Source organism: Streptomyces sp. 5-10 (assembly GCF_014712245.1).
Lineage (GTDB): Bacteria > Actinomycetota > Actinomycetes > Streptomycetales > Streptomycetaceae > Streptomyces > Streptomyces violaceusniger.
Window position 1 is genome coordinate 63,469 of the sequence record NZ_JACVYG010000027.1, and the last position, 23,576, is coordinate 87,044.

Consider the following 23,576-nt stretch of genomic DNA (forward strand, 5'->3'; position numbering starts at 1 on the left):
GCCGGGGCCCGGCCTGCATTGGACCTATGCTTGCAGGTGAGCCGGAGGTTTCGAGGACGTGGGTCGACGTCCACGGCCACGATGTCCGGGCGGCCGTGAGCCGGGCCGCCATGCCCGCCGGCAGCGGCCGCTGCTCGTAGACCAGTTGTTCGGGACCCCGTGATCGTGGCCCCGGACGGCGGCCGTCGTGGTCGGCAGGGACGTCACCCGGTCTTCTTGCACAGTGCCGCGGCGACGGCGGGGATGTCCTGCGGCCCCAGGACGGCCGCGATGTAGCGGTCGGGCTTGACCAGGACGAACCGGTTGCGGGCCGTGGAGAGGGCTGCCTCCAGGCGGCCGTCCGCGTCCGCGACAGCTTCGCGCACTCCGGTCGTCGGCGGCATGCGGTCGCCGAGCGCCACATCGATCCGCCTGATGCCCAGCGTGTCGTCGGGCCAGTGAGTGTCGAAGCGTCGCCAGGCGGCGTCCGGGACATCGACGCCCAGCAAGGCATACGACTGGCCGAGGACCTCGTCGAACCAGAGCGGGTGCAGGCTCGGGGAGACCAGGACCCGTGGCTGCGGTAGCTGCGTGCCCGTCAGGGAGTGGTCACCGACGACCAGGCCGCTCTCATGCCGTGCTGAGGGTCGGAACCGCATCTCGGTGAGGTAGCGACGCCCCCTTGGTACGCGCAGCAGAGCACGGGCGGCGATGTCGCGTACGAGAGCCCGACGCCGATCGGTGGTCATGACGACATCACCGAGGCGTTCGGAGTAGCGGACCATGGCGGTGGCGTGCGGGCGCCGCTCCGCTTCGTAGGTGTCGAGGAGGCTGTCCGCGGCGCGGCCGTGCCACACGTCGTCGATCTTCCACGCGAGGTTCGCGGCGTCCCGTATGCCGGAGTTGAGTCCCTGGCCGGCGAAGGGCGGCATCATGTGCGCGGCGTCGCCGAGCAGCAGCACGCACCCGTCGCGCCACCGGTCGGCGACGACGGCGTTGAAGGTGTACGCGGTGCAGCGTTCCACCTGGTCCTCGGTGAGCGACCGGTAGGGCGCGACCAGCCTGCGCACCGTCTCGAAGTCGGGCCGTGCACCCTTCTCGCCCTCCCCCGGACGCAGGAGGAACTCGTAGCGGCAGCGGCCGCCTCGGCCGGGCACGATCACCGTGGGCCGTTCGGGGGTGCCGTGATGCATTCCGTAGCGCTCGTCGTGATGGTCACCGGTGGTATCGGCGACCAGCCAGACGTGCTGGTGGCTGGTGCCTGTCATACCGATGCCGCGCAGTTCGCGTACGGTCGAGCGGCCTCCGTCGCAGGCCAGGACCCAGCTGACTCGCAGGGCTTCGGTGCGGGTGCCCCCGGGGGTCCGGATCGCGGCGGTGGCGCCGGTGCCGTCGGGGTTGTCCGTCACGGTGAGCAGTTCGGTGGAGAAGCGGATGTCCGCCCCCGAACGGGATTTCAGCTCGTCCAGCAAAAGCTTCTCCAGTTCGGGCTGGGCGAACTGGTTCTTGAACGGGAAGCCGAGGCGGTACGGCTGCGGGCCCCGGGCGTGGAAGAGGGGCCGGCCCTTGCGGTCGTAGTACCGCGTGCCGGTACCCGGGACGACGATCTCCAGGACCTTGTCCGCCAGACCGGCCGTCTGCAGCGTCCGCAGGGACTCGTCGTCCAGGCTGATGGCCTTGGCCTCGTCACTGGTGGAGGCGTTGCGCTCGACCAGGACGAGGGGAACTCCGCGGGCCGCGAGCAGGTTTGCCACGGTCAGGCCGACGGGACCGCCTCCGACCACGAGTACGGGCAGTTGGGATGCGGCGCTCACGGGTTGACCACCGCCATCCAGATCGGCTCGGTCCGATTCCGCAGGGCGGCGACCGCCTCGTTGGCCTCGGCCAGCGGGTAGCGGTGCGTGATGAGTTCCTCCGCGTCCAGGGCGCCCTGGCCGAGCAGGGTGAGGACTTCCCTCGCATCGGTGCGGGTGCAGGCGCGGGTGCCGACGATGCGCCAGCAGTTGACCATGACGGCGGCCATGGGGAGCATCAGCGGGCTGCGGTTGGCGCCCATGTGCACGAGGCTGCCGCCGGTCGCCAGCGCGGCGAGCGCCTGGGAGGTGGCCGGCCCGTCCGGTACGAAGTCGAGTACGGCGTCGGCTCCCTGCGGGACCAGCGCGCGCAGGGCTCGGGTGAGACCGCCTTCCTCAGCCCAGTTCGCGGGCAGTTCTTCGAGGGCCACGCAGTCGGTGCGCACGTCACCGGCGAGGGGCTGGACGGCCGCCAGCCGTTCGGCACTGCGGCCGACGAGGACGAGCCGGGACACCCCAAAGTGCCGGGCAAGCTTGACGGTGGCGGTGCCCATCGTGCCGGTGGCGGCGGTGACCACGAGCGTCGCCCCCAGCGGCAGGTCGGCGCACTTCAGGGCGCGTATGGCGTTGGCGAGATCGTGAGCCTTGGCGCCGACGTCGAAGGACACGTTGTCGGGCAGCGGGTCGACGAGCCAGTGCGGCACCCGGATGTACTCGGCCAGCCCCCCGTCGTGGTAGCGGTCGTACAGCGGCATCGGGACGTCACCGAAGGCGGCATGCCCGATCATCGCCTGCTGCGGGCACATCATGTCCCGGTCGGACCGGCAGTAGCCGCAGGTCCGGCAGTTCAGGTTCGGGTGCACCCGCACGCGGGCATCCGCGTCGATGCCCTCCACTTCGGTGCCGACGGCGACGACGTTGCCGGCGGCCTCGTGGCCGAGCGTGGTGGGCAGGTGCTTGAAGGCACCCTGGGCGAGCAGCGTCATCATTCCGGGGGCGAGGCCCGCGGACGCCACCTTGACGAGAACGTCGTACGGCCCGGGCTCGGGAGTGGCTATCTTGTCCAGGTGTAGCGCGGTGGAACCCTTCTGGGCACGCGCGGCGAGCATGGTGGTCATGACGTGCGGCTCCTGCGTCGTTCAGGGCTGAAGTGCGGCCAGGCGCTCGGGGGTGTAGGGCTCGGCGGCCCTGGTCGTCTCCGCGATCTGCGGCAGCTCGCGGTCGGAGAACAGGGCGATGTGCTCACTCACCTCGCCGCACACGCTGGTGTGCGCGATGCCCAGGGGAATGCGGACGAAGTCGCCCGGTCCGAGTTCGACGATGCCGCGCTGGCTCACCAGGGTGCGGTGGCCGCTGATCTGGTACTGGATCTCGTAGGCGTCCAGGGTGCGCCGGTACACGCGCGGGCCCTCGGCCCGCAGCCGTACGATGCCCAGGCGGAAGCCGACGGACTGGTACAGCCAGGTCATGCCGACCTCGTCCGCACCGGCCAGGACGCTGATGCGAGCCTTCTCCGCGTTCACCTGCTCCAGCAGCCGCCGTTCGTCGACGGGCGCGACGGTGATGTCGTGCCCGGGGGCGCCCATGCACTGAGTGACGGCCTCGTTGACCGCCCCGGGCTCCCAGCCGGGGAAGGGCGGGAACACCGTTTCGGAGCGGCGCAGGGGGGCGCGTTCCTCTCTGACCGGAGCCGGGGTGTAGAAGAGCAGATGGCTCTCGCGGCGCCCCCAGTTGTCGTGGGCGACTCCACGGGGGATCCGGGAGAACTCGCCCGGCCTGTGCTCGACGACACCGAGTTCGGTCATCAGGGTGCGCTCGCCGTCGATCTGGTACGAGATCTCGTCGACGTCGCAGTTGCGGTGGTAGAAGGGCTGCCGGTTGTCCATCGTCTGCCATTCGACGCGGATCTGGGCGCTCTCGTAGATTCCGCGCGGCGGAGCGAAGGGCACGGCCTCGTACTCTTGGGGGAAGTGCACCACGCTCAGTGGCTCGTGGTCCCTCCAGAGCTTCACGGGAAAGGGGTTGGGGCGCGGGGGCGAGAGCAGGAGGTGCTCGTCGCGCTCGACCGAGCGGGCGGGCTCGTCGGAGCAGACGACCTCGATGACTTCGGTGACGGTGCCCATGAAACGTCCTTGTTTCGTCCGGAGGTGATGGGTCAGGCGGTGGGGGGCAGATGTTTGTCGAGGAAGGCGTGGGTGCGCTGCCAGGCGGTCCTCGCGCTGTCCTCGACGTACATGTGCGGACGGGCATCGCAGGCGAAGGCGTGTCCCGCGCCTTCATAGACGTAGCTCTCGAACTCGACGCCCGCGGTAGTGAGGGCTCGCTCGATGGTGGCGACGTGTTCACCGGGGATGGTGGGGTCCACGGAACCGACATGCAGCAGCATGGGGGCGTCGATGTTCACCGCGCGGTCCACGACCGCGTGGGGGCCGGCAGCGATGCCGGGACCGTAGAAGACGACAGTGGCGCCGAATCCACCGATGGCGGTGGCGGCGGTGAAGGCGGCACGGCCACCGAAGCAGAATCCATTGATCGCCGTGCGGGAGGCGGGTACGCCTTCCTCCGCCCGGAGGTGAGTCAGGACGGCCTCGATGTCAGCGACGATCTCGTCCGGCCCGATGGCACCGATCAACGGCATGGCCTCGGCGTGCTGCTCGTAGTCGAGGATGCTGACGCCGTTGCGGTGGAACAGGTCGGGCGCGAGGGCGAGGAAGCCGTGGGCGGCGTAACGGCCGGCGATGTCCTGGATGTGGTCGTTGACTCCGAACGCCTCCTGTAGCACGATCACGGCCCGGTCGGCGGGCCGTTTGGGCCGTGCGACATACACGCGCATCGGTCCGTCCGCGGTGGAGACGGTGGTCCAGTCGGTCGTGATGGCTGCGGAGTTGGGCTGGTCGGTCATGGTGCTGTGTCCTTCGTGTGCACTGAGTGGGAGCGGTATGACGGGAGACGCACCGGCTGAGGAAAAGGGGAAGCGGGCCTCCGGTGTCAGGTGGTGTGAGGAGATGCCCCCACGTCGGCGAGCGAGCCGGCCGCCTGCCGGACGAGGTAGCGGTAGCCGGCCTCAAGCTGGCTGTCGGGCCAGCACTGGGCGCGCTTGGCGCGCGCCTCCCAGGCATCGGAACGTACGACCGCAGGGCCGGCCGCTTGTACCCGCAACTGGACGGCACAGGCGCGGTCGAGGAGTACGGCGTGCATGACGGCCGCCGCGGCGGTCCGCCCGGCGGCGACGAGCCCGTGCTTGGGCATGAGGGCGGCGGGTGCGGCGCCGAGGGCCGTGGTGAGCCTCTTTCCCAGGTCAGAACTGCTGACGAGCCCACCGGTGTCCCGGAACCTCGGCACGTCGTCACCGGAGAACAGGGCGCCCTCGTGGGAGAGCGGCATGAGCGGCACGTCCAGGGCGGCGAATGCGACGGCCGACACCGCGTGGGTGTGCACGGTGCAGTTCAGTTCCGGCGACGCCCGCAGGATTTCCAGGTGGATGTGGCACTCCTTGTGCGGGACACCCTCTCCGTGCAGCACCTCGGCGTCGTAGGAGACGAGTTGAAGCCGGTCGTCACGAACCTCTTCGAGGCCCCAGCCCGGAGCTTTGATCCAGATACCGCGGCCTTCCGGGTCGCGCACGGCCGCGTGTCCCCAGACCATGTCTCCCTGACCGGCCGCGGCCAGAGCGTGGGACGCCTCCACGGCAGCCCTGCGTGCCTGGGCGGGAGTCATGCCGTGGGCAAGGCGTCGTAGTAGCGGGCGGCCCCCGGGTGGAGGGGGATCGGGGCCTTGCCCATGGTCGCGGGGTCGAGGGGGTAGGTGATCGGGCTCCGCTCGGGAGCCAGGTGCCGGTACTGCCCTTCGATGATGTGACGCGTCTCCCCCAGCACCCACGCGATGGCGTAGGCGACGTCGTCGGCGAGGTCGGCGCGGGCGCACACCAGGAAGTCGGAGAAGTCGAGGGTCCTGAAGGCGGCCCGGCCAGGGAAGTAGTGGTCGTCCACGACCGCCGCCGGCCAGCCGAAGTCGTCGTTCAGGCCGGTGAGGACATCGTCCTCGACCTCGAGGAAGTTCAGGTCGCGGCCGATCTCCTGCCAGACGGGCAGCATGATCGCCTCGTGGACGATGGCGTTCGCCCGTCCCTCCTTCACGTGGTCCAGTGACTCGAACGGCCGCTCGTCCTCGAGCAGTTCACCACCCCAGCCGACGACGTCGACACCCGCCCGCGTCAGGACCTCGTGAGCGGCAAGCCCCACGTAATTGACCCCGTCGTTCACGGACGTCGCGAGCCGCAGCATGGGCTTGTGCTGCCGCAGCTCGGCGAACGTGGTGATGCCGAGGTCCTTGTGCAGCGCCACGACCAGCCGGTCCCGCTGCGGCACCACACCAAGAGCTCGCAGGTCCGGGAAGGACTCGTCGCGGTAGACCCCGCGCCCGTCGAGCGCCGCGGCCGTGAAGGCAGCCGGGGTCGTGAGTGCCACATGCACCTCTCCATGTCCCACTGCTCGCACGGCGTCACTGAAGCCCCTGCTGTTCCAGGTGGCAATCCGGGTGCGGGAGCCGCAGCGGTCCGCGAGTTCCTGGGCGATCCAGCCGCAGACCCGGTGCAGGTTGGCGCTGCCCCAGTCGCCCCGCAGATGCAGGGTGAGGGAGCGATCGATCTTGGGCTCGGCCGGTCGCCCGGGAGGGACGGGGGAGGGACTCATAACAGCTCCTGTCCTGGAATGAGGGACACAAATCCTGTTTAACGGTCAGCATAGAAGGCGGAAGGCCGAGACACGAGAGGGAGAAGGCATGACTCTAAGACTATACCTCTAGCTCTAGACTCATCCGCGGCGCCCGTCCGACAGCCAGTCGCGACGGGTTCATCGACCGCCGTCCCAGCGACTCCGCCCCCGAACCCCCTCACGGCCCAGGCGCCTGGAGGGCTACGGCGGGCAGAGAGTGGAAATCGGCGGTGGCGACGGCGGCGATTCGCGGAAGGTGACGCGCGAACCGGGGTCCTGCTGCGACCTCACGCGACGCAGATCCCCTCCACTGCCACCTTTCGGACGACGTGCGGATAACAGTAAGAGCCGTCGGGGTAGTGTGGCAGCAGGCTCTGGAACTCCTCGCTGCTGAATGCGTCTCGCAAGGCAGAGACCGATTCCCAAACGGCCACGTTCGTCAGGATGTTGCTGTCACCCAGACCTCGATGGAGCTGTGCGGAGATGAAGCCGCGTTTGGCCTTCATGATGAAGGAGTCCTCCCGCCAGAGGTCGAGGACCCTCTGCATCTCACCCTCGGGGACGACGAAGGTGTTAATGAGGGTGATGGGACCGCTGTCCTCGCCCTGCAATTGCTTGAGGAAGGGTTCTGCAGCGTCGATGTTCCTCAGGTCGATCACGTCAGCTCCTTAAGTGGGGCGGAAGCGCCCCGAGAGGGATAGGTGAACCCGGCTGCCCCGCAGCCAGCACGAATGGTCATATCGCTATGCCATGCCAATAGGCGCAAGAGGACGGCTGGGTGTTCTTTCGTCGGGTTGTTGCCAGGTGATGCGGTCAGGCTTCTGCCACCGGGACGACTTCGTAGACATGCGCGCCGACCTGGAAGGAACCCGCCGAGCTTGGAAGCCTCCGCAGTGCCCCCGCGCAAGACTCGACGAACATGTCCCGCTCCTCCGGTTGCTATGGTCCGTTGGGGGTCCTCATGCACGGAGGACATCAGGGGTGCGGCTTGAGGACGATGCGGCCGACGATGTCCGTCGCGTTCTCCATCAGGGCATGCGCGTCGGCGGCCTTCGCCAGAGGGAAGCGGGCCGCGATCGGGGTGTGCAGCCGACCGTTGATGAGCAAATCGAGGATCCGCAACGCGTCCTCGTGTCGGGCACCTCGAACACCCACGATGTCCGCTTCGAGGCGGGTCAGGTCGAAGACGGTGAAAGGCATGAGGCCAGGTGGGTTCTGTTCTCCCGCGGCCGGGCACAGCCTGCCGCCCAAGCGCAGCGCATCGAGTGCCAGACGTAGCAGCGCGGCGCTGGCCGAGTAGTCGACCGCATGGTCGACTCCTTGGCCGCGCGTCAGTTCGAGAAGAGCATTACCCGCCCCCTTGAGGTCGTCGGTGATCACCACCTCGTCCGCGCCTGCTGCCCGTAGGCCAGCGGCCTTGTCGGCTTTGCGGGTCGTGGCGATGGTGCGCACTCCGAAGAGGCGGGCCAGAGCCAGGGTGGCCAGGCCCATGGGTCCTGCCGCACCTGTTACCAGCAGGGTGTCCCCCAGCGTCACGCGCAGCCGATCGCGCAGCACACGGTGGCTGGTGCCGTAGCTCCACAGGGTGGCCGCGGCCTGTTCGAGGTCGACGTGATCGGGCAGCGGCAGCCATAGTCGCTCGTCACGCACCAGGTATTCGGCGTAGCCCCCGAGGGACTGATGGCCCGGAACGGCTATGCCGCTGGAGAGGTTGCCCCGGCCACGGTACGTCTCCATCGCGTAGGGGTTCTCCGGATGCACGACGGCGACGACGCGATCTCCGACATGTATCCCCTTCACCTCGGGCCCGGTGGCCAGGACAGTGCCAGCGGCTTCTCGCCCAAGTTGCTGCGGCATCGGGAAAGGGTTGCGGCCAGGCAGTTTCGTCCCGGCCTGGAACCCTCGTCGGTACTTCAGGTCCCAGCCGGACACGGGAGCCGTGTCCACAGTCACGAGTACATCCGTCGGCCCGAGCTCGGCCAAGGGATGGTGCCCGTATACGAGCACCTCCGGACCGCCGTGCTCGTACACCCAGACTGCAGCTGTGGTCGTCGGCGTAGACATCCTGCGCTCCCCATACCTCGTCGGAGTTGCACCTCACCAACCCCCAGGTCGTCCTATAAATAAGGACTCTAGTTCTGCGAAACGATACACGCAAGGCGGTGGGCCGACTTCCGCATGATGGAGTGCTGCCGCGACTGCTCTGTCTGACCTTGACGAGCGTGTTCACCCTGATACGGCTCCTGCCAAGGAGTGAGCACGACAAAGAGGCCGAGATTCTGGCGCTACGCCACCAACTTCGCCGTGCTGCAGCGACAGACCGACAAACCGAAGGCGACCTGGCCGGACACCGTGCACTGCTGGCCGCCTCCCGAGCGGTACGGAGCAAGCTCGTCGGCCGTGACGAGTACCGGCCCGAGCGTGAGGGAGGTGTCCTTCCCCGGCTCGGCCGGCCCCCGTCGTACCGCCGGCCCCCCCTTGAGGCCACCAGTCCTTGCGACTTTCTGCGTCAACCGAACCCGCGGCCGAGGTGGATCCGGATCCGCTTAACGACGAAGGCAGCGTCGGGGCGGCACGACGGTGCAGCCCCGACGCTGGATTGGACCGCACCAGGATCAGATTCAGGAGGCTGCCGAGCAGCGCGGGGAGCGATGAGGCGGTGAGGCCGACCGCATCATGCGGTCACCTGTCGCTCTCCCGTCTCGGCAGAGGCGACGCAGGCCTGGCGGAGTTCACCGATGCCGCCGATACGCGTCTCGACGACGTCGCCCTCCAGGAGGAAGCGGGCGGGCTTCCGCGCCCCCTGCATGCCGACAAGACCGGCCCCGGCCCTGCCCGGCCGGGGCCCTAACCCGCAACTATGAGCAGCAGGGCACGGTCGGTGTCGGCCTGACCGGTTGGCGTAGCTGCGTATGAACGTGTTGAGTGCCGCCTTGCTGCCGCGGTAGACCTCGCACAGTCCCCGGATGCGTCCTTTTGGAAGCGTTCCGGGCCGCTGTGGTGGAACAGGTGGGCGCGCAGTGGCCACCGCGTGGTCTCGGGTGGGCACCAACGTCCCGTCCACGATCAGCACAGTGCCCCTCGCGAACCGGCTTCGGGGCGGCGAGGCCAGCAGAGGGTCGATGCGGTCGATGATCCGGTCGGCCGCCGACTCCGAAATCCCGACGGCACTGACCTCGCGGTCACCGCATCGAGCTCCTTACCGCCGGTTCGGCTGCACGCCGCCCGGCCCGGAAGTGTGGTTGACACACCCAGAGGCCATATATACGTTAAGTATACGCGACCCCTTGGAGGGCAAATGCCAACGCCTATCACCGAGATCGAAGGTATCGTCGGACGTAAGGTGCGCCGCGACATCAGTCGACTTGCCGCGTTCGCGCAGGGGAATCTGGAGCGCGCCGCCCGGTCAATAGCGGACCACCCCTCGCCGCACATCGGTATCGTGTGCGGGTTCTTCGTCCGGCACGCGGAACCACCGTCACCTGAGACGGACGGCCTGAACGGCATGGGCCAGCTCGCCGCGGGGTTCATCGAGGCCGGAATACCCGTCACGGTGATCACCGACGCGCCATGCGCCAAGGCGGTATGGGCCGTCACCGGTGTTCTGCCGGGAAGGGTCGCGCTCGAGGTCGTATCGGTGGACGCCGCCGCCGTACGGAGCCTGCGCGGACGTCTGGAGTCGGCGGAGCAGCCGCTCACCCACCTCATCGCGATCGAGCGCTGCTCCCTGGGCGCCGATGGGAGGGCGCACCGCGAGCACGGGTGGGACATCTCGGACGACACCGCGCCGCTGGACTACCTGTTCCAGGACGACGGCTGGAGCTCACCCTGGACCACCATCGGGATCGGTGACGGCGGCAACGAGATCGGCATGGGTGTACTGCCCCGGGAGATCATCGAGGAGGACATTCCGAACGGTGCCCTGGTCGCCGCGCGGACCGGCGCCGACCACTTGATCGTCTCCGGTGTCGCCAACTGGGGTGCCTACGGATTGCTCGGAGCCGTCGCGAGCCTGCGGCCCGATCTGGCCCCGTATCTGCTCAAGCACTTCCACGCGCAGTCCGAGCGCGACGTCCTCACCGCGGCGGTCACCATCGGCCAGGCCATCGATGACAGTCGTGTCGATCGGCCCGGCCAGTTGCAGATGACGATCGACAGGCTCCCGCTCGGCGACCACATTGAGATCATCGAGTCCATAACAGCCGTTTTGTCACGAAACACCTGACCGGTCGATGGTGGCCCGCTATCAGCGGGCCGATGCCCGGCGCGACGCAAAGAGCAGAGAAGTAATGACAGGCACAGCACGTATTGTCCTTGTTCACGCGACGTCCGTCGCCATGCCGCCCGTCCATGACGCGTTCCGCAGCGAATGGCCCGAGGCCGAGCTGACCAATCTGCTCGATGACGGGCTCACCACCGAGCGGGCACGTAGGCCGGAGCTGACCGAGGAGCTGATCGAACGTTTCGTGGATCTGGTGCGCTACGCCCACCGCACCGGCGCCGACGGCATCCTGGCGACCTGTTCGGCGTTCGGCCCGGCGATAGAACGCGCGGCCGCTCTGCTGCCCGTGCCTGTCGTCAAACCGAACGAGGCGATGTTCCGGGCGGCACTCGCGTGCGGCACCGACGTCGGGATGCTTGCCACGTTCGCGCCCTCGGTCCCGACCATGGAGGACGAATTCGCCGCCGAGGCGGAACGTCTGGGATCACCTGCGAAGCTCAGGTCGATCGTCGTCGACTCCGCGATCGAGCTGCTGCGTTCGGGGGACGCAGGGGCACACAACCGGCTGGTCGCGGAGCAGGCACCGAGGCTCTCCGGCTGCGACGCCATCGTCCTGGCCCATTTCTCCACCTCGCAGGCGGTGGAGCGGGTCCGCGCACGGGTGGACGTGCCCGTCTTCACCGCGCCGCAGACAGCCGTCCTCGCCCTGAAGGAGGCTGTCCATGGCGCCTCGTGAGGGCCGCTGTCCCCGAGTGAGCCCGTCGGCCGACGCGATCGGAAAGGGGTGCGGGCATGTTGCTCGGATGCATCGCCGATGACTTCACGGGCGGTACCGATCTCGCCTCGGTACTGGTGGCGCAGGGGATTCGCACTGTGCAGGTCATTGGCGTCCCCGACACCTGGGAGGACATCGCGCGGTCGGGCGCGGAGGCGGTCGTCGTCGCGTTGAAGACCCGCACGGCGCCGGTTGCCGACGCGGTCGAGCAGTCCCTTACCGCGCTGCGGTGGCTGCGGGAGATCGGCTGCGATCGCTTCTACTTCAAGTACTGCTCGACTTTCGATTCCACCCCGGCGGGCAACATCGGCCCGGTCGCGGACGCTCTGATGGACGCCCTCGGCATGGATTTCACCGTCGTATGCCCGGCGCTGCCGGCCAACGGCCGTACCGTCCGCGACGGCAGGCTCTTCGTGGACGACGTGCCGTTGGACGAGACTTCCATGCGTCAGCACCCCCTGACGCCGATGGATGACGCGAACGTGGTGCGGCTCATGCGGCGGCAGACTCCCTCGCGAGTCGGTCTGGTCGACCGCGGAACCGTGGTTCAGGGGCCGGAGCGGATCCACGCCGAGTTCGACGCGTTGCGCTCGGCGGGAATCCGGTTCGCTGTCGTCGACGCGACCGACGACCAGGACCTCCTCACCATCGGCCGTGCGTGCGCCGATCTGCCGCTGGTCACGGCGAGTTCGGGGCTGGCGATCGGACTCGCCGCATCTCTCCGTGCGCACCCGGATGACCTCACCGACAGTGCCCCGGAGGCCCCCCAGCCATCCGGCGGGGCGCGAGCCGTCATCGCGGGCAGTTGCTCAGCGGCGACGAACGCCCAGGTCGAAGCGGTGCGAGCGGTGTACCCGACCTTCCCCGTCGACCCCTTCGCGATCGTCCGAGACGAGGACGTCGTCACGGCGGCACTGCGCTGGGCGCGCCCGCTTCTGGCGCACGGGCCGGTCCTGCTGCACGCGACGCAACCGGCTCGGAATGTCACAGCGGCGAAGTCATCGCTTCCCGACGACACCGCCTCACGGGTCGAGGACACCCTCGCCTCGATCGCCCGCGGCCTCGTCGACATGGGGGTCGGCCGGTTGATCGTCGCCGGTGGGGAGACATCCGGCGCGGTCGTAGGGGCACTGGGTGTTACGGGGCTGGTCATCGGGCCGGAGATCAGTCCAGGAGTCCCGTGGACGTGGGCGCTCGGCACCCCCCGGCCACTCGCACTCGCGCTGAAGTCGGGGAATTTCGGCTCGCGCGATTTCTTCCTCGACGCCTGGGAGCGGCTGCCATGAACCTGATCACGAACGGCCACGAAGCCCGGCCGCGGGAACGGCTCGCCGCTCTGGGCGCCTCCCTGTTCGCCCGCGGGCTGACCACCGGAACCAGCGGCAACCTCAGCGTGCGCGTGTCCGACGGATGGCTGATGACGCCCACCAACGCGAGTCTGGGCACCCTTGACCCGGATCGGCTGTCGAAGCTGGACGAGAACGGGCGCCACGTCGGTGGGGACCGTCCGACCAAGGAAAGCCTCCTGCACCTGGTGCTGTACAGGCAGCGACGGGACGCCGGTGGCGTCGTTCACCTGCACTCGACCTACGCGGTGGCGGTGTCCTGCATGGACGGGCTCGATCCGGCTGAGTGCGTTCCGCCGCTCACCGCCTACTTCGCCATGAGGGTCGGCCGACTGCCCCTCGTTCCCTACCACCGCCCCGGCGACCCGGCGCTCGCCACCGCGATGTACGGCCTCGCCGCCCGTTACCACGCGATCCTGCTCGCCAACCATGGGCCGATCGTCAGCGATACGACTCTGGACTCCGCGGCGGCGGCGATCGAAGAGCTGGAGGAGACGGCGAAACTCTTCCTGCTGCTGCGTGGGATACCCACTCGCCCGCTCAGCGACCAAGAGGTCTCACAACTCGACGGTGGTCGCTGAGCCTACCGCCTCGTGGGCGACTTCCCGGCCCCGCGGCGCATGGCCGGTCACCGAACCCGACAACCGCTTCCGAGAGGACAGCAATGAGTGACATCGAACTCAAGCACCGCATGGTGTGGGCGGACGACCTCCGGTTCCACATCGTAGAAGCCGGTGAAGGACCCACGATCGTCCTGGTCGCGGGTTTCCCGCAGAGCTGCTACGCGTGGCGTCGCCTGATGCCGCTGCTCGCGGACCGCTTCCATATGATCGCCGTCGACCTCCCTGGACAAGGCGACTCCGACAAGCCCGTGGACGGCTACGACACCCTGACGACCGGCAAGCGGCTGCGCTCGCTGCTGAAGGTCCTCGGTGAGGACTGGTACGTGCTGGTCGGGCACGACGTCGGCGCCTGGGTGGGGTACGCCTATGCCCATCAGTTCGCCGCCGACCTGCGCGGAGTGGTGCTCCTCGACGGCAACATCCCGGGTGTCACACTGCGGCCGACGATCACGCTCGGCCCGGACAACTGGCGTAACTGGCACTTCCTGTTCAACCCGATCCCCGACCTGCCCGAGGCACTGCTCCAGGGCCGCGAGCGCATCCTCATCGAATGGTTCTTCAGCAGGAAGACCGCCAACTGGAGGTCCACTTTCAGCAAGGCCGACATCGACGAGTACGAGCGTGTGTACCAGGCCCCTGGTGGACTGCGGGGCATGCTCGGCTACTACCGAGCGGTCCTGGAGGACATCGAGCAGAACACCCCCCTGATGCGGCGGAAGATCGGCGTCCCGATCCTCGCCCTCGGTGGCGAGGTCGGTTCCGCCCCCGACCTCTACGAGAGCATGCGGCCGCTGGGCAGCGACGTGCGCGGCGGAGTCATCGCCGGCAGCGGTCACTACATTCCCGAGGAGGAACCCGAGGCACTCGCGCGGGAGATCTCCGACTTCGTCAACGGTCTCAAGGCTTAGGGAGCGGAAGATGGCGACACCGAACGAGAAGGCTTCCGCCCCGAGCGGCTACGTGACTCCCGTGGTGGTGCACCAGGGCGTCGCGTACGTCAGCGGCCAGCTTCCCCGGAAGGACGGCCGGATCGCCTACCACGGGAAGGTCGGCGCGGACGTCGACCTGGAATCCGCCAGGGCCGCCGCGCGGCTGTGCGCACAGGCGTGCCTCAACACTCTGGACAGCGAACTCGGCGGAGAGGGGGGCCGGGTCCTGCGGATCCTCAAGATCACCGGATTCGTCGCCTCGGCCCCGGATTTCACCGCTCAGGGGAAGGTGATCGACGCAGCGTCCGAGGTCTTGATCGAGACCCTCGGCGACTCCGGCCGGCACGCACGAAGCGCCATCGGCGTAGCGCAACTCCCGCACGGCGCCTGCGTCGAGATCGAGGTTGTCGCCGCGCTCGGCGCCCCGTCATGACGACGGACCACGGGCTGCGCTTCAGCGCGAATCTGGGCTGGCTCTTCGGTGAAGTGCCGTTCGAGGAGCGCTTCGACGCCGCGGCCGAGGCTGGGTTCTCCGCCGTCGAGTACGCCTCGCCCTACGGTCGTTCACCGGTGGAGCTACGTCGGCGGCTGAAGGACGCGGGGCTGCGCCAGGTGCTGATCAACAGTCCGGTGGGGCCTCCGGGGACGCCCACGGCCGCGGGAACGGCATGCATGCCGGACCGCGTCGGGGAATTCCGTGACGGCGTCATACGGGCGCTCGACTATGCCGTCGAGCTGGAGTGTCCGCTTGTCCACCTGCGGGCCGGTGTACGGCCCGCGGGTGTCCCGCGCGACACGGCCTTCTCCCGGTATGTCGCGAACGTGGCGTGGGCAGGACAGCTCGCCTCCAGCGCGGGCGTCCGGCTGGTCATCGAGGCGGTCAACGCTCGGGACATTCCGGGCTATTTCCTCCAGACCCAGGAACAGGCCGCGGGCGTCGTGGCGGCTGTCGGCAGTGCCCGGGTTGGCATGCTCTTCGACATCTACCACTGCCAGATGAGCCAGGGCGACCTGAGCACCCGCCTGGAGGAACACCTGCCGTCCATCGCTCACATTCAGGTGGCGGACGTGCCCGGCCGGGCAGAACCGGGCACTGGGGAGATCGCCTGGGACTTCGTGTTCGACCGGCTGAGGGCACGTGGATACCCGGGCTGGATCGGCTGTGAGTATCGCCCCGCGAACGCCACCGCCGATGGGCTCGAATGGCTGACGAGGTACGCCCCGGAAGGGAACGGGTGAAGCAGTCATGCGTAGGACGCAAGATCATGGGCATGTCACACTCTTCAGTACCCTGGCGGTGCGGAGCGCCCTGGAACACCGGCTGCTCGAAGAGTTCACCGAGGCGACGGGAACAGCCGTCAGGGCTGTCTTCGATCCGACGTCCGTACTGAGGAAACGGATGGCCTTGGGGGAGCACCCCGACGTCCTGATCGCCGTCACGGACGACATCGGGCAACTGGCCGCGCAGGGCGTCGTCGACGGCGCGGCGCGACTACCGCTCGCCAGCACCGGAGTCGGCCTCGCGGTCCGTGCGCGAACACCGCACCCGCGGATCGCGACCGTCGATGAGCTGGTGCGTACGCTGCGCGACGCGCGGTCGGTCGCCTATTCGAGAACCGGGGCCAGCGGCATCTACTTCGCTCGGTTGCTGGACGAACTCGGGGTGGCCGATGAGGTGAACGCACGCGCCACGGTCGTGGAGAAGGGTTTTACCGCGGACGCCGTGCTGGACGGCAGAGCAGACCTCGCGATCCAGCAGGTGAGCGAGCTGATGGCGGTCCGCGGCGTCGACGTGGTCGGCCCCTTCCCGGCCGGTGCCGACCACGACACCGAGTTCAGCGCCGTACCGTCCACGGCCGCGGCGGGCCTGCTCCCCGCGCTGGAGCTGGTGCGCTTCCTCGCCTCCGAGCAGGCGCGTTCGGCCTATGGGGCATTCGGCCTCAAGGCCACGACCGGCAACGGGACCCGAGCGAGCTGAGCCGTGAGCCGGGTGGCTCAGTCCTCCGGCAGGACGAGAGGGCGCAGCTTGACGGGGAACGGGGTGACCGTGTTGCTCTGCAACAGCCGTACCAGCCGGTCCTGCGTGGCGCCCGCGTGCTCCGGCAGCACCTCGGTGAGCTTCTCGCGGTCCTTGTCCCGCACCGCTTCGATGATGCGGTCATGCTGCCGCACATTGAGCTCGAACTGCTCGTCCTGCTGCTCGGGCAATGCCGACTCGAGTGTGTAGAGATAGACGAGCAGCCGACGCACATGGCGGTGGGTCGATTGGGCGAAGTCATGGAAGAAGCTATTGCCGATCGACTGGTTCATGCGCATGTGGAACTGCTCGTTCAACGCGGTGATGTTGAGGTATCTCCGATTGTCGACCTCCACGCGGTACACCGACTGAATGCGTTCCAGGTCGTCGGCGAGCGTCTCGTCGTCGAGCCTGCACAACTGGGCGAGGTTGTTCTCCACCAGTTGGTGAGCCACCACGATCTCGCCGATCTCCGCCAGATCGAGCTTGCGGACGAATGTGCCACCCCGGTTGGGCAAGATCTTCACAAAGCCCTCCGCGGCCAGCTGGTTGATGGCCTCCCGCGCCGGGGTCCGGCCCAGCTGGAACTCCTTGAGCAGCAGCGGCTCGTCGATCCGGCTACCCGGCGGGATCGTCAGGTCGATGATGCGGGAGCGGATCTTCTCCACGGCGGCCCCGGTCTGGGAGACCTTTTTCGGAGAGGCCGGGGACCCGCTCATTTCGGCGTTCGTCTCCGCTGCCGGGACACTGGGCTCAGTCGGTCCGGTCTTCGACATGGCAGCCGCCGCTTTCCGGCTCTCCGGCATTCATCACTCTCCTGCGAACGGGAACGACGGGTGAAGCATCATCCGGACGTTCTGCTGTGGCCCACGGCGCCGGCCCGGAAGGGCACGCCGTTACGCACCCCTCGGCTGTCCGAACGCCACCGATGGTAACCGGCGTCCACCTCCGCGCACGGGGGTGGGCGCGGCATCCCCTGGGCCCGCTACCTCGGTAACGGCCCCGTTTCACGTCATTACACCCGTGTGAGAAGCCTGGCGTGCCACCGATACGCCAAGTATACGTTAGGTATCCATCCGAGAGGCGGAACCATAGATGCCCAGTGCACCCGACAACGATCTGTCACGCTCGCGACCGGCCGTGAACACGGCCGGGGCGGCGGCCGCATCGGCCACCCGCCATACGCCGACCGGGCCGGAGGCCGATGCCGGGCTGGGGCGAGGACTCAGTCCGCGGCACATGCAGATGATGTCCATCGGCATGGCCATCGGCGTGGGGCTGTTCCTCGGCTCCGGGCGGGGCATCCATATCGCCGGTCCGGCGCTGCTCATCGCCTACGCCCTCGCGGGGGCGGCCGTGTACTGCCTCATGCGCGGCCTGGGGGAGATGGCCGTCCATTCGCCGCACGCCGGATCGTTCAGCGAGTACGCCCGTATCCATGTCAGCCCCTTCGCCGGGTTCGTCACCGGCTGGACGTACTGGCTGCAGTGCATCGTGGGCCCGATGGCCGAGCTCACGGCGAGCGGTGTCTACATGCACTACTGGTATCCGGACCTTCCGCAGTGGGTGCCCGCGCTCATCGGCCTGGTCCTGCTGTTCGGCGTGCACTGGGTCTCGGTCCGGATGTTCGGGGAATCCGAGTTCTGGTTCGCGCTGATCAAGATCATCGCCATCGTCGGGCTGATCCTTTTCGGGGCCGTCATCATCGTCACCGGTGTGACCGCGCTCGGCCACGGTGCGAGCCTGAGCAACCTCTGGACATTCGGCGGCTTCTTCCCGAACGGCGGGCACGGCTTCTTCCTCACCCTGCAGATCGCCGTCTTCGCGTTCATCGGGGTGGAGATGCTCGGCATCACCGCGGGCGAGGCGGCACACCCGGAGCGGACGATCCCCAAAGCGGTGGGCAACGTCATCTGGCGCATCATCGTCTTCTACATCGGCGCGCTGTTCATCCTCATGGTCGTCCAGCCGTGGACGCGGTACACCGCTGACGTGAGCCCGTTCGTTTCGGTGTTCTCGAAAGCGGGGCTGGCCGGCGCCGCGGGAATCATGAACTTCGTCGTCCTGACCTCGGCACTTTCCTCATGTAACGCGAATATGTTCTCGGCCAGTCGGCTGCTTTACGGCCTGGCATCCGCGGGTTCGGCGCCGCGAGCGCTCCACCACACGACACGGCGCCGGGTGCCGGGGCGGGCGCTGACGGTCACCACGCTCGCCGTCGGCGTCGGGGTGCTCTTCAACTACCTTGCGCCCGCCGATGCCTTCATCACGCTGACCAGCGTCGTCAGCACCTCCGGGCTGTGGACGTGGAGCATGATCGCCATTTCCCATATGCGGTTCCGCCGTCGGCTGGTGCTGGAGGGCGCACCCCTGCCGGTGTTCCGGCTGCCCGGCGCTCCCTGGACGAACATCTTCGTGGTCGCGATGGTGGTCATCGTCCTGGTGAGTCTGGCATTCGAGGGCGACACACGAGTGGGTCTGTACACCGGTGCTGTCTGGTTCGCCCTCCTCACCATCATCTACGTCGCCCGTCAGCGGGTCGCGCGGGGGCGGTGAGGACAAGTCGCTCCGTGTGTTGCTCGCTTTGGGCGCCTACCGGCACGGCACCGGGTCGCGACTTCCCCATGGGCAAAGACTCAGGTGGCCCGTCGACCGCGCTTGACGCGCCGACGCAGCTGGCCGGTGAGCAACGCCCGGCGGCATACGTGCCAAGTGCGGCCACCACTGGATGTGCTCCGCGGAGTGCGGCTGCTAGTGCGTCCGGACACGGTGCTCCGCTGGCACCGCGACCTTCTCGCCCGCCGCCATGCTGCCGCCTCCCGGCCCAAGCGTTCGGGACGGCCTCGGGTCCTGCGCTCCCAGGCCGACGCCCTGCTGGCCTGTGACTTCTTCGAAACGGTCACCCTGTCCGGGGGCTCGGATGTACGTGCTTGCCGTCATCGAGCACGCCGGCCGACGGATCCGGGTCCTGGGCGCCACCGCGCACCCAACCTCTTAGATCGAGTCCGTGCTCGCAGGGGTCAGGACCCATCAGCGCGGGAGGAAAGTGGTACCGGCCAGCAAGACGCCGGAGGGGGCGGTCCAGCAGATCTGGGCGCATCTGCTGGACCTGTGGGGTTCCAGAACTCGGCCCTGCCCCGTGACCAGCAAGAATCGATGAAGCATCACAGGCCAGGCAAAATCATCCTTCGTGTCCTTACGCCTGCTCTACCTGGTCATCACTCGGCTGCTCAGCTGGTTTGTTTTACTCGGGCGTTCCTCCGCGTCCAAGGACGTCGAGTTGCTCGTTCTGCGTCATGAGGTTGCTGTGCTGCGCCGTGGCAACCCGAAGCCACGTCTCGACTGGGCCGACCGTGCCCTCCTTCACTCTTCGAACAGCACGTCTACCTGCGTCTGAAGGCTCGCGGGTATCACGTCATCCCCCAGTACACGGCGGGAAGCAAACGCATTGACCTCGTCGTCGTAGGGGCGCGCGGGCGCTTGGCCGTGGAATGCGATGGCGAGCGGTACCACTCAACACCCGAGCAGATACAGCATGACCAGCGGCGTGATCGTGAGCTTCAAAGGGTGGGATGGACGTTCTGGCGGATCCGCGAGAGCGAGTTTCGCTTCGATCCTGACGAAGCCCTGGCCGGCCTGTGGGAAGAGCTGAACCGGCTGGATATCCACCCGGCCACGTTCAGCGCCGCCGATGGCAGGCCCCGCTCGGCCACCACCCCCGCCAGCGCATGGACGCCGCTCGACCTCTCCTCCGACGAGGAGCTGGCCGAGGGCCCGGCGGAGTCCCCCGACAGTCCCGACACGACCGATCCGGTCGCTGCTCTCGACATGAACGAAGACAACGAAACAGACGACGACAACACGGAAGGCCGCCTGGCATGACCCCACAGTCCCCACTCGGCATCCTGGACGCCAATACCTTGGAGGAGTTGGCCCGCGTCATCTGCGGCGACGATCACCTCTACTACCGCAAGGGCTTCGAAATCGCCCGTTTCCTGGAGCACGCCGGCTGGCAGCAGGTACCGGAGTACGACGGCGAGTACCGCAGGGATTGGACCCTTGCCCGGTTGGCCGAACGCCGAGAGGAACCCACCGAACTGGAAAAGGTCCTGCTTCGACTCGCCGACCCGCGGGAATACTTCGACGAACCTGACCAGCTGCCTGCCGTCATCTCTGCCGTCAACGCCTTCCTCGTCCACGAAGGCGCACGCCTGGAAAACCCCGGCGGCCGCCCCCGCATCGTCCCCTGCGATCCCTCCCTCGCCCACCCAGGCAGCCAGGCCCCGGTCGAGCTCAAAGCAGCCATGACCGACCTCATCAGCGACCGAAAAATGGCCGCTCTCCTTCAGCACCGCTTGGACGAAGCGCGCACCTGCTACGCAAACGGCGCCCACGTGGCCGCCATCATCATGCTCGGCAGCCTCCTCGAAGGCGTCCTGGTCCACGTCGTCCAGGAGCGCGACACATCCCTGCTCGGCAGGGCCTCCCCGGACAGCGTGAACCTCGATACCTTGATCAAGACCTGCCATGACGCAGGCTGGATCGGCGCCGACGTCCAACGGTTCTGCCACGAACTGCGGAAATACCGCAACTTCGTCCACCCGCGCGCCGAGATACGCCAGGCCCACACCCCAGACCGCGACACGCTGAACATGTGCTGGCCCGTCGTCAATGCGGTCCTGAACGACCTCGCCGCCCCCTAGCCCTAGCAACTCGACCCCGCTGAACTGTCACGTCGACCTGTACCGCTCGTGCGATTCGTAAGGGGGAAACAAGGTGAAGCCCACAGCAGAAGTACTGACGGAACTTTCGCAGCCATCGAACGTCGCAACCCACTCAAGCACGGCCCTCGTCGGCAGCGTGGACGCAGCAGGCGCCGAGGATGACAAGAAGAGGAAGGAGAAGAATCTCGAAGCCCCGCGGCGCAAGCCGAAGCTCCAAGTGATATCTGCACAGGAAGTCGGCTCCTTCCGTCTAACCCCCTGGGATGTGCTTCACACGCTCGGGCGGGCAATCGCCCTCGCTCGGCGAGGGGCCGGTCGAGGACTCGCCGAGCACTGGGGAAGCCTGAAGTACAGCCAAGCTCTGACCGGGGGCTCGGATGCCTACATGAAGCTCTCGGCCGAAGGCCGCGAAACGGCGGACTACTACAAGGCGCTCCAGTCGGGGGAACTCGGTATCGGCTTCGCGCTTGCGCTGGCCAAACAGATCCTGAGCCGCCGCTATCCGCGTCACCTCGTTTCCATCGTTCCGGCCGACACAGCTCTACGCGCGGGCTGGGCTCTGACCAGCAGGGACAAGGGGCCTCGATCGGGCTACCGGTACCGTCCGCGGTTCTTCGCCGAGGTGTGGAAGCCCGGAGAGCCGTCGCGGGTCTTCCCGATCGAGTCCAAGGGCAACCACAGCAACGCCGCAACCTCCCACGATCAGCTCGCTTCCGCCTCAGCACACGTGGAAGCGGTACACATCGGATCATGGAACGAGACACCGAGCCTGGTATTCAGCACAGAGCTGCCCATGGAGGGCCCTCTCACTATCCACGCCCTGCATTTCGACGGAAGGGACGGCTGGTTAAGCCGCCCGGCGGCCTCCGACAGCAGAAACCTGGATCATCTAATCGAGGAGGAAAACTCCTTCCCGGGCATCCAGCCGCCTACTGAGGGCGACAGAGCCCCTCAACCCGAACCTGGCTTTCATGTCACGCCGGAACGCTACGAATGGTTCCGGCACGTCCTCGCCCGCACAGCCGCCGCGGGGCTGACCGCCTTCGCAGGAGACAGCGAGGCAACCCTCCAGTACCTCACCAAGCGGCAGGGCATCCGTCACTTCGCCGGCTTCGCACACGCGGCCACAGGCAGTGTCCAGGACGCACGCGAGAAGCTCCTCGGTATCCAGCTCGTCGGCACAGACCACGTCTTCCGGTTGAACAGGACACGCGTCGAGGCGTTCTCCGGAGTCGCGGAGGACCTCTTCCGCCACCTCGAACAAGGACGGGTGGAACAGTACCGCCATGAGGTCTATGCCCGACGAACCACTTGGCCCGTCGACAAGTGGGACGCCAAGTGGCGAGGCCCCGTCTCGGTGGATCCTGACGGGTCTGTACTCGCCATGCGTGTACTGACTTCCTGAAACGTCTGGAAGCCCGGTGAGAGCTGTGCCCCCACGGGTTCTGGTCTCATCCGCCTGGTGAGAAAAGCTTACTGATCTCCCCATAGAGCGTGCGACAGACGTCAGCCTGAGCACTCGTAGAACTGCGACTGAGCGGAAATCTTCCGCTCAGCCGTCACGCCACTGCCGGGAGCTGCCCGCGACGCGGGCAGCTTGACCGAGCGGACGACTCCATGCGGTAGGTCCTCGTTCTGGGCCTGGCTTCCTCACTCCCAGAACCGGACCCGGACTCCGATACACCGGAAGTCGTCCCTCGTAGATTCCAGACCCGAACCAGCCCGCGTACTCCCCACACCATGAGCGTGTCCCGCGTCACCGTGCACGGCCTGCGTCACCTCACCGCCACTCTCACCCTCACCACAGGCGTCCCCCTCGCCATCGCCTCCGAGACCCTGCGCCATTTCACCCTCTCCACCACCGCCCACATCTACAGCCACCTCACCCACCAAGCCGACCACGACACCAGTCGCCGCCCTTGGCCTGCCTGGCTGCGATCGCACCGCGACCCCCAACGGGCACCGCAGCCCGTTCAGAGGGTTCTACTCCCCCGTCTTGGCTCACTTCGCCGACCGTGTTCCGGTGCCAGGGAACGCGTGCGACCACCACACCGGAACACGCGCGACCTCTTGCGCCCAAAGCCGCAGCTAGTCTGACCGAAGCGCCTTCATCTGGGGGTCAAAACAGACCAGGCCAGACCTGTTGGCAATCTGCGCCACATAGGCAGACGCCGTGTCTGCACTACTCCACGAAAGGGTTATGTAAACGTATGGCCCACTTGCCCCTCCGGAAAGTGGCGTTGAAGCCCACGGCGTATCGTCTCCAGTATCCCTATCCGGCCAACGCTCAGTAAGGGCGGCCAAGAAGTCAGCAATGGCACTTACCACCGGGAATAGCTCATCGCCGTCGAGATACTCATCGTACAGGCGATTATGCACCCTAGCCGCTTCGCGATCATCGGACGGCATATCTCCGTGCCAAACTGCCAGATCGTAGCTCATCTCTTACTCACCTC

22 protein-coding genes and 2 pseudogenes are annotated in these 23,576 nt (G+C 67.5%); 13 read left to right on the plus strand and 11 right to left on the minus strand.

What is annotated here, in order from left to right; translation table 11 throughout:
* Positions 1 to 203: 203 nt before the first annotated feature.
* The 9 genes and pseudogenes from IEJ02_RS27020 to IEJ02_RS27060 all read right to left on the minus strand — a co-directional run.
* Positions 204 to 1,793 (minus strand): bifunctional 3-(3-hydroxy-phenyl)propionate/3-hydroxycinnamic acid hydroxylase, encoded by a 1,590-nt coding sequence (locus IEJ02_RS27020; RefSeq protein WP_191067238.1) that lies wholly within the window; start codon positions 1,791 to 1,793, stop codon positions 204 to 206.
* Positions 1,790 to 2,890, minus strand: a complete 1,101-nt coding sequence (locus IEJ02_RS27025) for an alcohol dehydrogenase catalytic domain-containing protein (protein ID WP_191067239.1) — start codon at positions 2,888 to 2,890, stop codon at positions 1,790 to 1,792. Before IEJ02_RS27025 ends, IEJ02_RS27020 begins: the two co-directional genes overlap by 4 nt.
* Positions 2,891 to 2,911: 21 nt before the next feature.
* On the minus strand, positions 2,912 to 3,895 hold the full coding sequence (locus IEJ02_RS27030) for a cupin domain-containing protein (RefSeq protein ID WP_191067240.1): 984 nt from the start codon (positions 3,893 to 3,895) through the stop codon (positions 2,912 to 2,914).
* Positions 3,896 to 3,927: 32 nt separating this feature from the next.
* A complete protein-coding gene (locus IEJ02_RS27035; RefSeq protein WP_191067241.1) occupies positions 3,928 to 4,674 on the minus strand; it encodes a dienelactone hydrolase family protein in 747 nt (248 codons plus the stop codon).
* Positions 4,675 to 4,760: 86 nt separating this feature from the next.
* Positions 4,761 to 5,489 carry a class II aldolase/adducin family protein gene (locus IEJ02_RS27040; RefSeq protein ID WP_191067242.1) on the minus strand — a complete coding sequence of 243 codons (729 nt, stop codon included), beginning with the start codon at positions 5,487 to 5,489 and terminating at the stop codon, positions 4,761 to 4,763.
* On the minus strand, positions 5,486 to 6,463 hold the full coding sequence (locus IEJ02_RS27045; protein WP_191067243.1) for a TAXI family TRAP transporter solute-binding subunit: 978 nt from the start codon (positions 6,461 to 6,463) through the stop codon (positions 5,486 to 5,488). Before IEJ02_RS27045 ends, IEJ02_RS27040 begins: the two co-directional genes overlap by 4 nt.
* A gap of 308 nt (positions 6,464 to 6,771) precedes the next feature.
* Positions 6,772 to 7,143 carry an antibiotic biosynthesis monooxygenase family protein gene (locus IEJ02_RS27050; protein ID WP_317985930.1) on the minus strand — a complete coding sequence of 124 codons (372 nt, stop codon included), beginning with the start codon at positions 7,141 to 7,143 and terminating at the stop codon, positions 6,772 to 6,774.
* A 316-nt stretch (positions 7,144 to 7,459) separates the two neighbouring features.
* A complete protein-coding gene (locus IEJ02_RS27055; protein ID WP_191067244.1) occupies positions 7,460 to 8,548 on the minus strand; it encodes a quinone oxidoreductase family protein in 1,089 nt (362 codons plus the stop codon).
* A 958-nt stretch (positions 8,549 to 9,506) separates the two neighbouring features.
* Positions 9,507 to 9,647 (minus strand): annotated as a pseudogene (locus tag IEJ02_RS27060) (IS5/IS1182 family transposase); the annotation flags it as partial.
* 135 nt (positions 9,648 to 9,782) lie between these two features.
* Between IEJ02_RS27060 and IEJ02_RS27065 the strand changes: the two are divergent.
* The 8 genes from IEJ02_RS27065 (at position 9,783) to IEJ02_RS27100 (ending at position 16,357) form a co-directional block, all read left to right on the plus strand.
* Positions 9,783 to 10,709 carry a glutamate cyclase domain-containing protein gene (locus IEJ02_RS27065; protein WP_191067245.1) on the plus strand — a complete coding sequence of 309 codons (927 nt, stop codon included), beginning with the start codon at positions 9,783 to 9,785 and terminating at the stop codon, positions 10,707 to 10,709.
* 112 nt (positions 10,710 to 10,821) lie between these two features.
* Entirely contained in the window at positions 10,822 to 11,442 is a 621-nt protein-coding gene (locus IEJ02_RS27070; RefSeq protein WP_223864472.1) for an aspartate/glutamate racemase family protein, read from the plus strand.
* A gap of 56 nt (positions 11,443 to 11,498) precedes the next feature.
* The gene (otnK, locus tag IEJ02_RS27075; protein WP_191067247.1) at positions 11,499 to 12,767 is read left to right on the plus strand and encodes a 3-oxo-tetronate kinase; all 1,269 of its coding nucleotides are present in this window, start codon (positions 11,499 to 11,501) and stop codon (positions 12,765 to 12,767) included.
* A complete protein-coding gene (otnC, locus tag IEJ02_RS27080) occupies positions 12,764 to 13,408 on the plus strand; it encodes a 3-oxo-tetronate 4-phosphate decarboxylase (RefSeq protein ID WP_191067248.1) in 645 nt (214 codons plus the stop codon). The genes otnK and otnC overlap by 4 nt, the downstream gene beginning before the upstream one ends.
* 83 nt (positions 13,409 to 13,491) lie before the next feature.
* The gene (locus tag IEJ02_RS27085) at positions 13,492 to 14,358 is read left to right on the plus strand and encodes an alpha/beta fold hydrolase (protein ID WP_191067249.1); all 867 of its coding nucleotides are present in this window, start codon (positions 13,492 to 13,494) and stop codon (positions 14,356 to 14,358) included.
* A 10-nt stretch (positions 14,359 to 14,368) separates the two neighbouring features.
* Positions 14,369 to 14,812, plus strand: coding sequence for a RidA family protein (locus tag IEJ02_RS27090; protein WP_191067250.1), 444 nt, complete (start codon positions 14,369 to 14,371; stop codon positions 14,810 to 14,812).
* The gene (locus tag IEJ02_RS27095) at positions 14,809 to 15,618 is read left to right on the plus strand and encodes a hydroxypyruvate isomerase family protein (RefSeq protein ID WP_191067251.1); all 810 of its coding nucleotides are present in this window, start codon (positions 14,809 to 14,811) and stop codon (positions 15,616 to 15,618) included. Before IEJ02_RS27090 ends, IEJ02_RS27095 begins: the two co-directional genes overlap by 4 nt.
* Before the next feature lie 7 nt (positions 15,619 to 15,625).
* Positions 15,626 to 16,357 carry a molybdate ABC transporter substrate-binding protein gene (locus tag IEJ02_RS27100; protein ID WP_191067252.1) on the plus strand — a complete coding sequence of 244 codons (732 nt, stop codon included), beginning with the start codon at positions 15,626 to 15,628 and terminating at the stop codon, positions 16,355 to 16,357.
* A gap of 17 nt (positions 16,358 to 16,374) precedes the next feature.
* Here the strand turns inward: IEJ02_RS27100 and IEJ02_RS27105 are convergent, their stop codons facing one another.
* Positions 16,375 to 17,115 carry a GntR family transcriptional regulator gene (locus tag IEJ02_RS27105; RefSeq protein WP_191067253.1) on the minus strand — a complete coding sequence of 247 codons (741 nt, stop codon included), beginning with the start codon at positions 17,113 to 17,115 and terminating at the stop codon, positions 16,375 to 16,377.
* Between the two features lie 376 nt (positions 17,116 to 17,491).
* Here IEJ02_RS27105 and IEJ02_RS27110 point away from each other — a divergent pair, with 376 nt between their 5' ends.
* The 5 genes and pseudogenes from IEJ02_RS27110 (at position 17,492) to IEJ02_RS27125 (ending at position 22,525) form a co-directional block, all read left to right on the plus strand.
* Positions 17,492 to 18,952: an amino acid permease gene (locus tag IEJ02_RS27110; RefSeq protein ID WP_191067254.1), complete on the plus strand. Its 1,461-nt coding sequence runs from the start codon at positions 17,492 to 17,494 to the stop codon at positions 18,950 to 18,952.
* Between the two features lie 126 nt (positions 18,953 to 19,078).
* Positions 19,079 to 19,391: pseudogene (locus IEJ02_RS48895) on the plus strand (integrase); the annotation flags it as partial.
* 422 nt (positions 19,392 to 19,813) lie between these two features.
* Positions 19,814 to 20,278 carry a PDDEXK-like endonuclease domain-containing protein gene (locus IEJ02_RS27115; RefSeq protein WP_370467145.1) on the plus strand — a complete coding sequence of 155 codons (465 nt, stop codon included), beginning with the start codon at positions 19,814 to 19,816 and terminating at the stop codon, positions 20,276 to 20,278.
* Positions 20,275 to 21,099 (plus strand): DUF4145 domain-containing protein, encoded by an 825-nt coding sequence (locus IEJ02_RS27120; protein WP_191067255.1) that lies wholly within the window; start codon positions 20,275 to 20,277, stop codon positions 21,097 to 21,099. The genes IEJ02_RS27115 and IEJ02_RS27120 overlap by 4 nt, the downstream gene beginning before the upstream one ends.
* Positions 21,100 to 21,172: 73 nt before the next feature.
* A complete protein-coding gene (locus IEJ02_RS27125) occupies positions 21,173 to 22,525 on the plus strand; it encodes a hypothetical protein (protein ID WP_191067256.1) in 1,353 nt (450 codons plus the stop codon).
* 683 nt (positions 22,526 to 23,208) lie between these two features.
* Here IEJ02_RS27125 and IEJ02_RS27130 read toward each other — a convergent pair.
* Positions 23,209 to 23,562, minus strand: a complete 354-nt coding sequence (locus IEJ02_RS27130) for a hypothetical protein (protein ID WP_191067257.1) — start codon at positions 23,560 to 23,562, stop codon at positions 23,209 to 23,211.
* Positions 23,563 to 23,576: the final 14 nt, after the last annotated feature.

Bases quoted from the DNA above. Each gene is read 5' to 3' on its own strand.
- IEJ02_RS27025 (WP_191067239.1), bottom strand. From the start codon at position 2,890: ATGACCACCATGCTCGCCGCGCGTGCCCAGAAGGGTTCCACCGCGCTA.
- IEJ02_RS27030 (WP_191067240.1), bottom strand. From the start codon at position 3,895: ATGGGCACCGTCACCGAAGTCATCGAGGTCGTCTGCTCCGACGAGCCC.
- IEJ02_RS27035 (WP_191067241.1), bottom strand. From the start codon at position 4,674: ATGACCGACCAGCCCAACTCCGCAGCCATCACGACCGACTGGACCACC.
- IEJ02_RS27040 (WP_191067242.1), bottom strand. From the start codon at position 5,489: ATGACTCCCGCCCAGGCACGCAGGGCTGCCGTGGAGGCGTCCCACGCT.
- IEJ02_RS27045 (WP_191067243.1), bottom strand. From the start codon at position 6,463: ATGAGTCCCTCCCCCGTCCCTCCCGGGCGACCGGCCGAGCCCAAGATC.
- IEJ02_RS27055 (WP_191067244.1), bottom strand. From the start codon at position 8,548: ATGTCTACGCCGACGACCACAGCTGCAGTCTGGGTGTACGAGCACGGC.
- IEJ02_RS27065 (WP_191067245.1), top strand. From the start codon at position 9,783: ATGCCAACGCCTATCACCGAGATCGAAGGTATCGTCGGACGTAAGGTG.
- IEJ02_RS27070 (WP_223864472.1), top strand. From the start codon at position 10,822: ATGCCGCCCGTCCATGACGCGTTCCGCAGCGAATGGCCCGAGGCCGAG.
- otnK (WP_191067247.1), top strand. From the start codon at position 11,499: ATGTTGCTCGGATGCATCGCCGATGACTTCACGGGCGGTACCGATCTC.
- otnC (WP_191067248.1), top strand. From the start codon at position 12,764: ATGAACCTGATCACGAACGGCCACGAAGCCCGGCCGCGGGAACGGCTC.
- IEJ02_RS27085 (WP_191067249.1), top strand. From the start codon at position 13,492: ATGAGTGACATCGAACTCAAGCACCGCATGGTGTGGGCGGACGACCTC.
- IEJ02_RS27090 (WP_191067250.1), top strand. From the start codon at position 14,369: ATGGCGACACCGAACGAGAAGGCTTCCGCCCCGAGCGGCTACGTGACT.
- IEJ02_RS27095 (WP_191067251.1), top strand. From the start codon at position 14,809: ATGACGACGGACCACGGGCTGCGCTTCAGCGCGAATCTGGGCTGGCTC.
- IEJ02_RS27100 (WP_191067252.1), top strand. From the start codon at position 15,626: ATGCGTAGGACGCAAGATCATGGGCATGTCACACTCTTCAGTACCCTG.
- IEJ02_RS27105 (WP_191067253.1), bottom strand. From the start codon at position 17,115: ATGAGCGGGTCCCCGGCCTCTCCGAAAAAGGTCTCCCAGACCGGGGCC.
- IEJ02_RS27110 (WP_191067254.1), top strand. From the start codon at position 17,492: ATGCCCAGTGCACCCGACAACGATCTGTCACGCTCGCGACCGGCCGTG.
- IEJ02_RS27120 (WP_191067255.1), top strand. From the start codon at position 20,275: ATGACCCCACAGTCCCCACTCGGCATCCTGGACGCCAATACCTTGGAG.
- IEJ02_RS27130 (WP_191067257.1), bottom strand. From the start codon at position 23,562: ATGAGCTACGATCTGGCAGTTTGGCACGGAGATATGCCGTCCGATGAT.